This is a genomic window from Cryobacterium sp. TMT2-17-1 (assembly GCF_004402765.1).
In the GTDB taxonomy this organism is placed as follows: Bacteria; Actinomycetota; Actinomycetes; order Actinomycetales; family Microbacteriaceae; genus Cryobacterium; species Cryobacterium sandaracinum.
The window spans coordinates 1-13,007 of the sequence record NZ_SOGC01000011.1; the positions used below are offsets into that span (position 1 = coordinate 1).

Below are 13,007 nucleotides of genomic sequence, written 5' to 3' on the forward strand. Positions count from 1 at the left end.
GCCCTCATCGCCCTGGCCATGCTCAGCCTCGGCGGCCACAAACCAGTGCTCCCCGGCCGGGTTTAACCCACAGAAGCAGCAGGAGAGCCAAAATCTCCGTCGAATTGGTGAATGCAGGCGTGGGCCTAGCGGAAATTGACGAACTGCAGGGCCACGTCGAGGTCTTTGCCCTTGAGCAGGGCCATGGTGGCCTGCAGGTCGTCGCGGCTCTTCGAGCTGACCCGCAGCTCGTCGCCCTGGATCTGGCTCTTGACGCCCTTGGGGCCCTCGTCGCGGATGATCTTATTGATCTTCTTCGCATTTTCCTGGTCGATCCCTGCCTTCATCGAGGCCTCGATCCGAAACTCCTTGCCCGAGGCGAAGGGATTACCAGCGTCCAGGCTGCGCAGGGAGATGCCGCGCTTGATCAGCTTGGATTCGAAGACCTCGAGGATGGCCTTGACGCGCTCCTCGGAGTTGGCCTTCAGGAGCACCTTTTCGCCGCTCATCTCGATCGAGGCGCCGACATTCTTGAAATCGTAGCGCTGTGCGACTTCTTTGTGCGCCTGGTTGAGGGCGTTGTCGACCTCCATCGGGTCTACCTTGCTGACGATGTCGAACGTTGAGTCTGCCATGCCTGCAATAGTACCCAGTGGGTGCCTATTCGCCCGGCCGGGCAGTGCTGGAGCGCACGAGGAGCTCGAATGGCATGGGGGTGTTCAGGGACGAGAGCTGGTTCTGGCCCGGACGCAGCCGGTCCAGCAGGATCTCGACGGCCTTCTCGCCCTGCCCCTGCGGAAACTGGGCGATCGTGGTGAGGCCGAAGAAGTCCGCGAGTTCGTGGTCATCGATTCCGATCACGGACACGTCCCGTGGCACGACGAGGCCGAGGTCCCGTGCCGCAAGGATGACTCCGATCGCCATCTCGTCTGAGCCGGCGAATACGGCGCTCGGCCGACCGCGCGGGTTGCCAAGAAGTTGAATGGCCGCTTGGTAGCCGCTTTTCATCGTGAAGTCCGCAGGCCTGAACAATTCGGCAGCCGGAGTGATTCCGGCTGCCGTCAGGGCTAACTCATAGCCGACCCGGCGGTTGGTGGGAAGATGGAAGTCCCGGTCGACGTCCTCATTTCCGCCGATGTGTGCGATCCGTGTGTGGCCCAGGGAGAGGAGATGTTCCGTGGCGAGCCTGGCCACGGCAACATCGTCGATCGTGAGCGTGCGAACACCCTCGATCGGGCCGCCGACGCCGACCAGTGGCTTGTCGAGTGCGTGCAGGGTGGCGACTTCGGTCGTGGTCAGTTCGAGCGAAATCGCGATGACAGCATCCACTCTCTGACGCAGCAGGAAATGGTTGAACACGATGCGGCGCTCGCCTCCGCCGCCGGTCAGGCTGAACAGGGTGAGGTCAAAGCCGTTCTTCAAGAGGGATTTCTGCGCACCCTCGACAACGCTGGAGAAGAACCAGCGGTCAAGGAACGGAACGACGACACCGATGTTCTTCATCCGGCCGGAGGCGAGACTCGATGCCGTGGACGAGACGACGTAGCCGAGTTCCCCGGCGGATGCTTCGACCTTTAAACGGGTGGCAGGGGATACATGGCCGTTGCCGCTGAGTGCGCGCGAAACAGTGGCGGTAGAGACGCCCGCGTGGCGGGCGACGTCATCGATGCCTACCATGAGGTTCCTATCGGGAATGAAGTTGAGTCATCTCCGATCATATCCACCGTCCGATAGGTACCGGACGTGCCGATTTCTCACTGGGGACCAAAACCTTGTATTCTGACTGAGCGTCTCCGGTCACGTGTTTTGCATATGGTCGGGTGCGTACTGGCAAGTTACCCAAGTGGCCAAAGGGATCTGACTGTAAATCAGCCGTCTTAGACTTCGGGGGTTCGAATCCCTCACTTGCCACTCTCTCTTCCGCATCATTTAGCGTTGCACCATGACCACACGTGCCTCAGCCGGATTGCTTCGCCTCGCCCAGGACACCGCGCTCGCCGCGGGGCAAATGGCTGCCCGGCGGAGAACTGTCGGGGTGCAGGTCGCCGCGTCGAAGTCCTCCCCGGAGGACGTCGTGACCCTGGCCGACCGGGAAACCGAGTCGCTGATTCGGGTTCTCCTGGCCGACGCCCGGCCCGATGACGGTTTCTTAGGAGAGGAGTCGGCGGCCACCCGCGGCACATCCGGCCTGACCTGGGTCGTGGACCCGATCGACGGCACCGTCAATTACCTCTACGGTTTTCCGGCCTGGGCGGTCAGTATCGCCGTCGTCGAGGGTGACCCCGATCCGGCCACCTGGACCACGCTGGCCGGCGCCGTCTACAACCCGACCGGTGACGAGCTGTTCACCGCGGCAGCAGGTGACGGGGCATGGCTGGGCGTCCGCCGGCTGCAGGTGCCGACGGACGTGCCGCTGTCGCTGGCGTTGCTGGGCACCGGTTTCTCCTATCGCGCGGCCGAAAGAGAGCGGCAGGCGGACGTCGTGCGGGGCCTGATCGGCGAGGTACGGGACATCCGTCGCATCGGGTCGGCCGCACTCGACTTGTGTTCGGTTGCCGCCGGGCGGTTGAACCTCTATTACGAGCGCGGGCTGAGCCCCTGGGACCACGCGGCCGGCGCGCTGGTGGCGCGCGAGGCCGGCGCTCGAGTCGGTGGCTTCGGAGCCGACCGTGAGGGTATGGGCCTGCTCATTGCCGGGGCTCCCGACCTTTATCGGGTCTGCCAACCCCTTCTGGCCAAACTTTTCGATGACTTCATGGCCGACGCGGAAGCGTAGGCGACTGAACCGCTTCGAACGAGACGGATGCCGCGGAAACACCGGTGACCGACGTGCTCGTGGCGGCCCGGGGAGATCGCCGGAAACGGAGGCAGTGCCCCTTTTTCGGGTGTCATTCTGCTTCGAAGAGTAGGGATAACCGGCCTCCGGGCGGTAGCCTGTACTGATTCGTTACTTTGGTTGAGGCCAAGACGACTATCTTCATCTGTCCAATGCGCCGAAAGAACCGATCCTTTGCTCCCTCACTCCTCTAGCTCGGCTGCCTCGGTGCCGGGTGTGAGTGACCCTGAAACGAAGCCCCTCACGCGTCGCGAACTGCGCGAGCGCGAGCGGATGTCCGTCCCGGTGCTGGACATTCCAGGCTCCGCGGTCACCGACGCACCGACCGCCGCCGATCCCGCTGGTGCCGGGCCGTCGACGCCGGACCCCGACCTTCTGGTAGCCGCGAGCCTCGCTGAACCCGAATTCGAGTCCGTGACGATCGCTGACTCGGACCGCCTGATCGCCGCGCCGGCCGCCGCCGACGCTCCGGTCTCCGACGTGGACCGGCTGCAGACGGCCATCGCCGCCGTCACGACGTCCACGGAGATCCCCTTCCCCACCCGGGCGCAGCGGCGCGCGGAACAGCCCGCCTCCCGCCCCCGCCGCGCATCGGCCCGGGAGCGCCTGGCGCCCGCCGTTCACCCGGCCGCCGCCACCGCGCCGGCACCCCAGCCCCGCACCACCGCGACGGCCCCCGCCAATCGGGTGCGCAAGTTCGCCACGATGGTCGCCATGGCCTTCGTCGCCCTGATGGCCGTGGCCACCTCCCTGCCGGCCGAGGCGCTGCTGTCCTCTGCCGATGTGCAGGCCGCCGCCTACAACGCGAAGCTGAGCGCCCAGGGCGAACCCGCCCAGACGCTCTCCATGACCGGCGGAGCGGACACCATCTCGGTCGAGCGTGACGGCTACGAGTCGAAGACCATCGCCGAGGTCGCAGCGGCCAGCGGCATCCGGATGGAAGCGACCTTCACGAACAACCCGAACGGCACCGTGCAATGGCCCTTCTCGGTGGGCGTGCACATCGGTGACGAGTTCGGCTTCCGCGACTGTGCGGGCTGCTCCTCCAACCACGGCGGTCAGGACTTCAACCCGGGCCTGGGCGCGCCGATCCAGTCGATCGCCGACGGCGTCGTGCGCTACGCCCAAGACGGCGAAGGCAGCCTCGGCGTGCACATGATCATCGACCACATGATCGACGGCGAGCTCGTCTCCAGTGTCTACGCGCACATGATCCACGGCTCGATGCTCTTCAAGACCGGCGACGTCATCACGGTCGGCCAGGTCATCGGCCAGGTCGGCGACACCGGAATGTCCACCGGCCCACACCTGCACTTCGAGATCCGCGTCGGCGGCAAGGACGGCACCAAGGTCAACCCGCTCGTCTGGCTGTACGCCAACACGAACTAGTTCGACCCCGACACGGGCCAGCTGGGACTAGCCGGCCGCCTCGGCCTTGGTCTCGTCCTCAGGCTCGGTCACTGGCGCGGACTCGGGCGGGGACTCGGCGGTCCGGGCGCGGCCGATGGCCGCGAGGAGGCCCTCTGGCAGCGCCAGCTGCGACAGCCCGGCGATCTCGAGCAGGTGGGTCTCTCCGCTGCCGTCGGGCTCCATGGCCAGGACCTGGTCGTGCAGGCCCTCCATTTTCAGGTCGAGGCGATTGGCGGCATCCGCCGCCTGCTTGAGGTCGCCCACCAGATCCACCGGAACCGCCCCGTGGTACTTGTAATAGATCTTGTGCTCGAGACTCGCCCAGAAGTCCATCGCGACCGTTCGGATCTGGATCTCGACCGTGACCTCGTCGACCCGGTCGGACAGGAAGACGGGGATGTCGACGATCAGGTGCAGGCTCTTGTAACCGTTCGGCTTCGGGGCGGCGATGTAGTCCTTGACCTCGAGCACCGTGACGTCGAGTTGGCTGGTGAGCATGTCGAGAATGCGGTACGTGTCCGAGATGAAGCTGCAGGTGATGCGGATGCCGGCGATGTCTTGGATCTGGGCGCGAATGTCGTCGAGGACGAGCGGGCAGCCCTTGCGGACGGCCTTCTTCAGGATCCCGTCGGGTGTCTTTAGCCGAGAGTTGACGTGCTCGATCGGGCTGTAGTCGTGGATGGAGGCGAACTCCTCCTTCAAGATGTTGATCTTCGTCATCATCTCGTCGGTCGCGAACTTGTATGCCAGCATGAACCGGGTCAGTTCTGTCGTGAGCTCGCGAAGTTCGGCGAGATCCCCGCGCGTCGGGGCCGCCTGGTCGGCTTCGGTGTCGGTGTCGGTGTCGGGGTCGGCGCCGGGTCCCGGTTCGGTTCCGTGTTCCGTTCCGCTGTCGATCCCCGTGCCGGTCACTGCTACTCCTTCTATGCGCTCCCCGTTCAGGCGACGCCCTTCGATTGTCCCATGGCGGCGCTGCGGGGTCACTGATCGCGTCGCCGGAGCACGCGGCATCCGTCGCCTTCGAGCGCCGTTCTGCCCCGTGCCCCGAACGAATTCGACGGAGATGTTGCTCTAGAACTGGGTTTTGAGCTCTAAACTGGCCGTTTCGGGCAGAATCTCCGTCGAATTCGTTTGGGCAAACGACCCTGGGGTGGGGGGCTAGACGCGCAGCCAGACGGTGGTGTCGCCGGGGAGCGTGTTGCCGGGCAGCGGGCCGCTGGCGAGGAGGAGTTCGCCGGCAGGCAGAGGCACGGATGCCGCGCCCGTGTTCGCGACGACCGTCACCGCGCCGTTGCGCAGCGCCACGATCTCGTCAGCGTGGCCGTCCAGCCACTCCACCGAGCCCAGCCCGAGGGCGTGCTCCCGGCGCAGGCCCAGGGCCAGCGTGTACAACTCGAGGGTGGAGCCGGCGACGCCGACCTGCGCGTCGCGGGCGAGGCCCGCCCACTCGTCCGGCTGCGGCAGCCAGCTCTCGGCCGAGGGGCCGAAGCCGTAGGAGGGAGCGGCGGCTTCCCAGGGGAGCGGCACGCGGCATCCGTCACGGCCGTAGCGCTCTCCGTTGGTGCGAAACCAGGTGGGGTCTTCGCGTGCGGAGTCGGGCAGGTGGATGACCTCGGGTAGACCCAGTTCCTCGCCCTGGTAGAGGTAGCTGGAGCCGGGCAGTGCGAGCATGAGCGCCGAGGCGGCCCGGGCCCGGTGCAGGCCGATCACGCTGTCGGGCAGGTCGGGCGTCGTCGGCCCGATACCGTGGCCCTGCAGGTTCTCGTGGTTGAGCGCGAGCCGGGAGGCGTGGCGCACGACGTCGTGGTTGGAGAGCACCCAGGTGCTCGGGGCACCAACTGCGCCGAACGCAGCGAGGGAATCGTCGATGACGCGGCGGAGGGCCGGGCCGGCCCAAGCCGTCTCGAGGTAGGCGAAGTTGAAGGCCTGGTGCATCTCGTCGGGGCGCACCCACTCGGCGACGTGGCTGAGCGGATCGACCCAGGCCTCGGCCGCGAGGATGCGGTCGCCCGGGTACTCGTCGAGGATGAGGCGCCAGTCGCGGTAGATCTCGTGTACACCGTTCTGGGCCCAGTAGGGCGCGGTTTCGGGCCACTCGGTGATGATGCCTGACCCCTCCGTCGAGGCACCGCCCATGCTGCCGCCCGCGACCGGAGGCGTGTAGTCGGGAAGACCGGTCGCTTTGATCATGCCGTGCGCGACGTCCACCCGAAAACCGTCCGCCCCGCGGTCGAGCCAGAACCGGAGCACATCGCGGAATTGCGCCTTCACCCATTCGTTGTCCCAGTCGAAGTCGGGTTGTGTGGTGTCGAAGAGGTGCAGGTACCACTGGCCGGGAGTGCCGTCCGGGTTCGTGACGCGGGTCCAGGCATTGCCGCCGAAGACGGAATCCCAGTTGTTCGGGGGAAGGTCGCCGTGTTCGCCCTGGCCATCACGGAAGATGTAATGCGCGCGCTCCTCACTGCCCTCGGCGGCGGCGAGGGCAGCTTTGAACCACGGATGCTCACTTGAGGAGTGGTTTGGCACAAGGTCAACGATCACGCGGATGCCCAGCTCGTGTGCCGTGTGCTGCAGGGTGTCGAAGTCATCGAGCGTGCCGAAGAGAGGGTCGACATCGCAATAATCGGCCACGTCGTAACCAGCGTCGTTCTGCGGTGACGTGTAGAACGGCGAGAGCCAGATGGCGTCTATCCCGAGAGCCCGGAGAGCAGGGAGACGATTGGTGATGCCGATTAGATCGCCCATCCCGTCACCGTTGGCGTCCGCAAAGGACCGAGGATAGATCTGATAGATAACTGCGGTTCGCCACCACTCTGAGCCTGTCATGAAAAGAAACCCTACGGCATTCTCGTGACTATGGAAGCGCTTGCAGGCCTGCGGGCTAAGCGCATCACCTGCTCAAGATTCAGATCCGGCTATTTCAGTTGTCAATGGTTCCGATACTTGCTATAAATGTAAACGCTTGCATAAATTTTCAATGTCCTGAGAAAGGCACACCAATGATGGTGAACATGAAAGGTTTCGTCGCTGCCGGCGCAGTAGTGGTCGCAGCGTCCCTCGCATTGTCCGGATGCTCCGGCGGGGCCTCTCCGCAGGGTGGCGAGGGCGATAAAGCCGCCGCCAACACCTTGACGGTTTGGGTCGATGCTGACCGCGGCACGGTCCTCAAAGACGCGGCGGCGGCATTCACGAAGGAATCCGGCGTCAAGGTAAAACTCATCCAGAAGGACTTCCCCAAGATCCAGGAAGAGTTCATCGCCCAGGTTCCGACCGGCAAGGGCCCCGACATCACGATCGGCGCCCACGACTGGATCGGGAACCTCGTCTCGAACGGCGTGCTCAAGCCCGTCGAACTCGGCGATACGACCGCTGACTTCCAGCCGGTCGCCGTCACCGCGATGACCTTCGAGGGCAAGACCTACGGTGTCCCCTACTCGATCGAGAACATCGCCCTCCTCCGCAACACGGCCCTGGCGCCGACCGCGCCGGCGACGTACGCGGACATGGTCGCCGCCGGCACCGCCGCCGGCACTGAGTTCCCGTTCCTCGTGCCCGTTGGACCGGAATCGGACCCGTATCACCTGTACCCGTTCCAGACCTCGTTCGGCGCCCCCGTGTTCGGCACCAACTCCGACGGCAGCTACAACGCCGAAGACCTCTCGATCGGCAACGCCGGTGGAGAGGCCTACGCGGCCTGGCTCGCATCCGAAGGCGCCGCAGGGCACCTCAGCGTGAACATCACCAACGACATCGCCAAAGAGAAGTTCAACGCCGGCGCATCGCCGTTCTTCCTCTCCGGTCCGTGGAATGTCCCGGATGCCCAGAAGGCCGGCATCGACGTCGCGATCGACCCGATCCCGACCGCCAGCAGCAACCCTGCCCAGCCGTTTGTCGGCGTGCAGGGCTTCTTCGTGAGTGCGAAGACCAAGAACGCTCTCGCTGCCAATGAGTTCCTGGTGAACTACATCGGCTCCGAAGAGGTGCAGACCGCGCTCTACGAGGTCGGCGGGCGCCCGCCCGCGCTGACCAGCGCCTTCGAGGCAGCTGCCGCCGACCCGATCACCGCCGGTTTCGGTACGGTCGGAGCAACCGCCGTTCCGATGCCGAACATCCCGCAAATGGGCAAGGTCTGGCAGTTCTGGGGCGTCACCGAGGCCGCGATCATCGCGGGCGAGGGTGACCCGGCAGCGCTGTGGCAGAAGATGACCGGCGAAATCCAGGGCGCCATCGCGAAGTAACACCGTGTGCCCGGCTCCATCAGGGGGCCGGGCACAGCGTGCTCCCTCACCGCACATCAGGCAAGGTTGCCGGCAGGCGCCAGAGAACGGACGAAGATGCCCACCCCACGAACAGGTCGCGATCGCACCGCGCGCGACAACTCGCTGGTCACCCAGTGGAGGCAATCCAAGCGGGCGGGACGAATTGCCGAGGCGGCGTCCGTCGGGATCAAGATTCTCCTGGTGAAAATTCTGCTCCTCGGTATCGTCGACGCAATCAGCGTCTACGCTCTCTTCGTGCTCTTCCTGAAACAGGACTGGGTCATCTTCGGACTCGTTCTGGCAGTCACCCTGATCGTCAACTGGATCTACTTCAGCAAAAACGCTCTGCCGGCCAAGTACCTCACCCCCGGCCTGATCTTCCTCGTGATCTTCCAGATCTTTGTTGTGGGCTATTCCGGCTACATCGCGTTCACGAACTACGGCACCGGGCACAACAGCACCAGGGCGGACGCGGTCGCATCACTCATCGCCTCCGCGCAGCAACGAGTGCCGGACTCGGTCGCGTATGACATCACCGTGATCGAGCAACTGGGTGCCTACAGCCTCCTCGTCACCGACCCTGACGGCCGGATCAGCGTCGGCGGCACCGACGCGCCCCTGCGTGAAGTCACCGATGCCGAGACGGATGCCGACGGCGTCGCCACCGCACTTCCCGGCTACACCTCGCTCAAGTTCAGCGACATCGCTGCCAATCAAGAGGTCATCGCGGCCCTCTCGGTGCCGCTCACCGACGACCCGAACGAGGGGGTGCTCCGCACCCCGGACGGCTCAAAGGCCTATCTCTACCTGTCCGATCTGGTCTACGACGAGGCCGCGAGAACGATGACGAACACCACGACGAACGTCGTCTACGCCGAGGACGGCACGGTCGGAGCGTTCGCCGCGGAGGACGGTACCGAACTGCGCCCCGGCTGGAAAGTTGAGGTCGGATTCGATAACTTTGCCCGTGCGTTCGGCACGGAATCCATTCGGGGGCCGCTGATCAACGTGACCCTGTGGACCTTTGCCTTCGCTTTCCTTTCTGTCGCCACCACGTTCGCGCTCGGGCTCTTTCTGGCGCTGGTCTTCAATGACCTGCGGATGCGCGGACGCAACGTCTACCGCGTCGTCTTGATTCTTCCCTACGCGTTCCCGGCATTCCTGTCCGCGCTGGTCTGGGCTGGGCTGCTCAACCCGCAGTTCGGCTTCGTCAACCAGGTGCTGTTCGGCGGGGCGGAAATACCCTGGCTCACAAACGAGTGGCTGGCCAAATTCAGCATCATCTTCGTGAACCTGTGGCTCGGCTTTCCCTACATGTTCCTGGTCTGCACGGGTGCTCTTCAGTCGATTCCCGGCGAGTTGCAGGAGGCAGCAACGGTCGACGGGGCGCGGCCCTGGCAGGTGTTCCGGCTGATCAAGCTTCCGCTGCTGCTCGTGTCGGTGGCCCCGCTGCTCATCTCGTCGTTCGCGTTCAACTTCAACAACTTCAACCTCATCTACATGCTCACCAATGGCGGGCCGAGAGACGTTACCGCGGGAGTGAATGTCGGTGCGACCGACATCCTCATCTCGATGGTCTACAAGGTCGCCTTCGTCGGTGCGAACCGCGACTACGGATTGGCGAGTGCGTTCTCCATCATCATTTTCCTGCTGGTCGCGATCGTGTCGATCATCAGCTTTAGGCAGACCAAGGCACTAGAGGAGCTGAACTGACATGCAGGTCAACAATCGGGAGACTAGCGACCGCATCGTCGTGAGAAATTCGTCATTCCAGTTCAAGCGCTGGTTCAAAGCAACGGGATGGCGCCACCTGATCGGCGTGTTCATGGCCGTGTTCTCGGCGTTCCCCCTTGTCTACGTGCTCTCGGCAGCGCTGCAACCCGGTGGCACCCTGATCACCGCAAATGGGCTATTCAGCGAGGTGAGCCTCGGCAGCTTTGTGACGCTCTTCAACCTGCCCCAACAGCCATACGCCGCCTGGTACGGCAATACCCTGATCATCGGAGTAATCACCTCGATCGGCACGGTTTTTTTGGGGGCCCTTGCGGCATATTCCTTCTCCCGGATGCGTTTTTTCGGTCGCCGGGGGGGACTGCTCACGCTCGTACTGTTGCAGATGTTTCCCCAACTGTTGGCTGTCGTCGCGATATTCCTTCTGCTCAACGGCATCTCTGATATCTTCCCGGCGATCGGACTGGACTCGCAGGTCGGCCTGATCATGGTCTACCTCGGCGGGGCTCTTGGGGTGAACACCTACCTGATGTACGGATTTTTCAACACGATTCCCGCTTCGATCGACGAGGCCGCCAAGTTGGACGGTGCTGGTCACGCTCGCATCTTCTTCACGATCATCCTGCGACTGGTCGCACCCATTTTGGCGGTCGTCGGCCTCCTCTCTTTCATCGGCACGACGAACGAGTTCGTCATCGCGAGCATCGTGCTGATCAGCCCCGAGAATCAGACCCTCGCGGTGGGCCTCTACCAGTTCGTGTCTCAGAAATTCTCCACCAACTACTCGGTCTTCGCGGCCGGCGCCGTGCTCGCGGCCTTGCCCGTGATGGCCCTGTTCCTCTGGCTGCAGAAGTACATCGTCGGTGGCCTGACCGCCGGATCGGTGAAGTAGGGCGCGCATGCTCCCGCACCACGACGGGTCGGCCCTGTACGTCTCGGACCAGGCGCCGCGGCCGGGCGACACGGTCGGCGTGCGGGTGCGGGTGCCGGAGGCGTGGGGCGCCGTCGCATCCGTGCACGTGCGTTCGACGCCCGACCGGGAACCGCGCTTCCACGACGCCCGCCTACTCGGCGCGGCGGAGGGCTGGCGGTGGTGGGAGGCCGAGGTCGAGATCCTGAACCCGGTCAACGGCTACCGGTTCCTGATCAACCGGGCCGACGGCGGGCACTGGTGGCTGAACGCCGCCGGGGTGCATTCCTTCGAGACCGTCGACGCGGAGGACTTCAAGCTGCTCAGCCATCCGGCACCGCCGGACTGGGTCGCGTCGACCGTGATGTACCAGATCTTCCCGGATCGTTTCGGGCGTTCCACGGCCGCCGCGCTGCGCGAGAAGCCGACCTGGGCCGCGCCCGCGGCGTGGGGTGACCCGGTAGCGGCGGAGCAACCGGCCCGTTCGCACCAGTTCTACGGTGGGGACCTCGACGGCATCGTCCTGCACCTGGACCACCTCGAACGGCTCGGCGTCACCCTGCTCTACCTGACACCCGTGTTCCCGGCCGGCTCGAGCCACCGCTACGACGCGCGGAGCTTCGACGTGGTCGACCCGGCACTGGGCGGCGACGCTGCCCTCGTGCGGCTGGTCGAGGCTGCCCACGAGCGGGGCTTCAAGGTGATCGGCGACCTCACCTCGAACCACTCCGGCAACCGGCACGAGTGGTTCCGGGCGGCGCACCGTGCCCCGGATGCCGTCGAGAGCGCCTTCTACTACTGGCTCGACGACCGGCACGAGGACTACGCGTCCTGGCTCGGCGTACCCAGCCTGCCGAAGTTCAACTGGACCTCGATCGAGCTGCGCCGCCGGTTCATCGAGGGCCCGCAGTCGGTGGTGGCGAAGTGGCTGCGGGCCCCCTACCACCTCGACGGCTGGCGCATCGATGTGGCGAACATGACCGGCCGCCTGCAGGGGGAGGACCTGAACGCCCTGGTGCGGCAGACCATCCGCCGCACCATGATCGCGGAGAACCCCGACACCATCCTGCTCGGCGAATCGACCAATGATGCCTCGGACGACTTCCAGGGCGACGGCTGGCACGGCGCGATGACCTATACGACCTTCACCCGACCGGTGTGGAGCTGGCTCTCGAAGCCGCACAGCCCCTCGACATTCTTCGGGCTGCCCTACGGCACCATCCCGCTGACCGACGGGCGGGCGTTCGTGGACGCCCACCTCCGGTTCACGGCCGGCTACCCCTGGCGCACTCGCCTGGCTACAATGAACGCCCTCGACACGCACGACACTCCAAGGTTCCGCACCCATGCGATCGACGGGGGAGTGGCCGTCGCCTTCGGGCTGAGCGCGACCCTGCCGGGCATCCCGGTGGTCTTCGCCGGCGACGAATTCGGCCTGGCCGGCGACGACGGCGAGGGCTCGCGCACGCCCATGCCGTGGGATACGGCGGGTGACTCCGAGGTGGCGGCCACAATCGACCTGTACGCGGCGCTGATCCGCTTGCGCACCGCCCACCCGGCCCTGAACGGCGGCGGGATGCGCTGGGTGCACGTGGGTGCGGATGTGCTCGTCTACGTGCGCGAGTGTGCGGAGGAGTCGGTGCTGTTGGTCGCGGCCCGCGCCGCGTGCGCGGTGACACTGCCGCTCGGGTCCGTGGCAGGGGAGCCGACCCGGCTCCTGGGCGACGCCGCCGTCAGCGTGGCGGGCGGGCGCATCCGTCTGGAAACGGACGGGCCGAGCTTCACCGCGTGGGCGCTGCCGGGGGTTTCGGTGCCCGATTCCACCCCACGGTCATCGAGCCGGCCGACTTGGTGATAATATTTACCGGTTGCCGAAATTTGG

At 65.2% G+C, this 13,007-nt stretch carries 10 protein-coding genes and 1 tRNA gene; 7 read left to right on the forward strand and 4 right to left on the reverse strand.

What is annotated here, in order from left to right; translation table 11 throughout:
• Window positions 1-125: 125 nt before the first annotated feature.
• Together E3O47_RS02685 and E3O47_RS02690 are read right to left on the reverse strand one after the other, a co-directional pair.
• Complete coding sequence (locus E3O47_RS02685; RefSeq protein ID WP_104100714.1) at window positions 126-614, reverse strand: YajQ family cyclic di-GMP-binding protein; 489 nt, start codon at window positions 612-614, stop codon at window positions 126-128.
• Between the two features lie 25 nt (window positions 615-639).
• On the reverse strand, window positions 640-1,656 hold the full coding sequence (locus E3O47_RS02690; RefSeq protein ID WP_104100715.1) for a LacI family DNA-binding transcriptional regulator: 1,017 nt from the start codon (window positions 1,654-1,656) through the stop codon (window positions 640-642).
• Window positions 1,657-1,808: 152 nt separating this feature from the next.
• On the opposite strand from E3O47_RS02690, the gene E3O47_RS02695 reads away from it, so the two are divergent.
• The 3 genes from E3O47_RS02695 (at window position 1,809) to E3O47_RS02705 (ending at window position 4,204) form a co-directional block, all read left to right on the forward strand.
• Window positions 1,809-1,890: transfer RNA gene (locus E3O47_RS02695), tRNA-Tyr, on the forward strand.
• A 31-nt stretch (window positions 1,891-1,921) separates the two neighbouring features.
• Complete coding sequence (locus E3O47_RS02700) at window positions 1,922-2,755, forward strand: inositol monophosphatase family protein (RefSeq protein ID WP_134419455.1); 834 nt, start codon at window positions 1,922-1,924, stop codon at window positions 2,753-2,755.
• A gap of 276 nt (window positions 2,756-3,031) precedes the next feature.
• On the forward strand, window positions 3,032-4,204 hold the full coding sequence (locus E3O47_RS02705) for a M23 family metallopeptidase (protein WP_134419456.1): 1,173 nt from the start codon (window positions 3,032-3,034) through the stop codon (window positions 4,202-4,204).
• A 27-nt stretch (window positions 4,205-4,231) separates the two neighbouring features.
• Here E3O47_RS02705 and E3O47_RS02710 read toward each other — a convergent pair whose 3' ends face one another.
• Both E3O47_RS02710 and E3O47_RS02715 read right to left on the reverse strand, forming a co-directional pair.
• Window positions 4,232-5,137: a GTP pyrophosphokinase family protein gene (locus E3O47_RS02710; protein WP_347232576.1), complete on the reverse strand. Its 906-nt coding sequence runs from the start codon at window positions 5,135-5,137 to the stop codon at window positions 4,232-4,234.
• A 246-nt stretch (window positions 5,138-5,383) separates the two neighbouring features.
• Window positions 5,384-7,051, reverse strand: a complete 1,668-nt coding sequence (locus E3O47_RS02715; RefSeq protein ID WP_134419457.1) for a glycoside hydrolase family 13 protein — start codon at window positions 7,049-7,051, stop codon at window positions 5,384-5,386.
• A 173-nt stretch (window positions 7,052-7,224) separates the two neighbouring features.
• Between E3O47_RS02715 and E3O47_RS02720 the strand changes: the two genes are divergently transcribed.
• From E3O47_RS02720 to E3O47_RS02735, 4 genes are all read left to right on the forward strand, one after another.
• Window positions 7,225-8,463 carry a maltose ABC transporter substrate-binding protein gene (locus E3O47_RS02720; RefSeq protein WP_134419458.1) on the forward strand — a complete coding sequence of 413 codons (1,239 nt, stop codon included), beginning with the start codon at window positions 7,225-7,227 and terminating at the stop codon, window positions 8,461-8,463.
• 96 nt (window positions 8,464-8,559) lie between these two features.
• Window positions 8,560-10,197, forward strand: a complete 1,638-nt coding sequence (locus E3O47_RS02725) for an ABC transporter permease subunit (RefSeq protein WP_134372042.1) — start codon at window positions 8,560-8,562, stop codon at window positions 10,195-10,197.
• A gap of 1 nt (window position 10,198) precedes the next feature.
• Window positions 10,199-11,107 (forward strand): sugar ABC transporter permease, encoded by a 909-nt coding sequence (locus tag E3O47_RS02730; RefSeq protein ID WP_104100721.1) that lies wholly within the window; start codon window positions 10,199-10,201, stop codon window positions 11,105-11,107.
• Between the two features lie 7 nt (window positions 11,108-11,114).
• The gene (locus tag E3O47_RS02735; protein ID WP_134419459.1) at window positions 11,115-12,980 is read left to right on the forward strand and encodes a glycoside hydrolase family 13 protein; all 1,866 of its coding nucleotides are present in this window, start codon (window positions 11,115-11,117) and stop codon (window positions 12,978-12,980) included.
• Window positions 12,981-13,007: the final 27 nt, after the last annotated feature.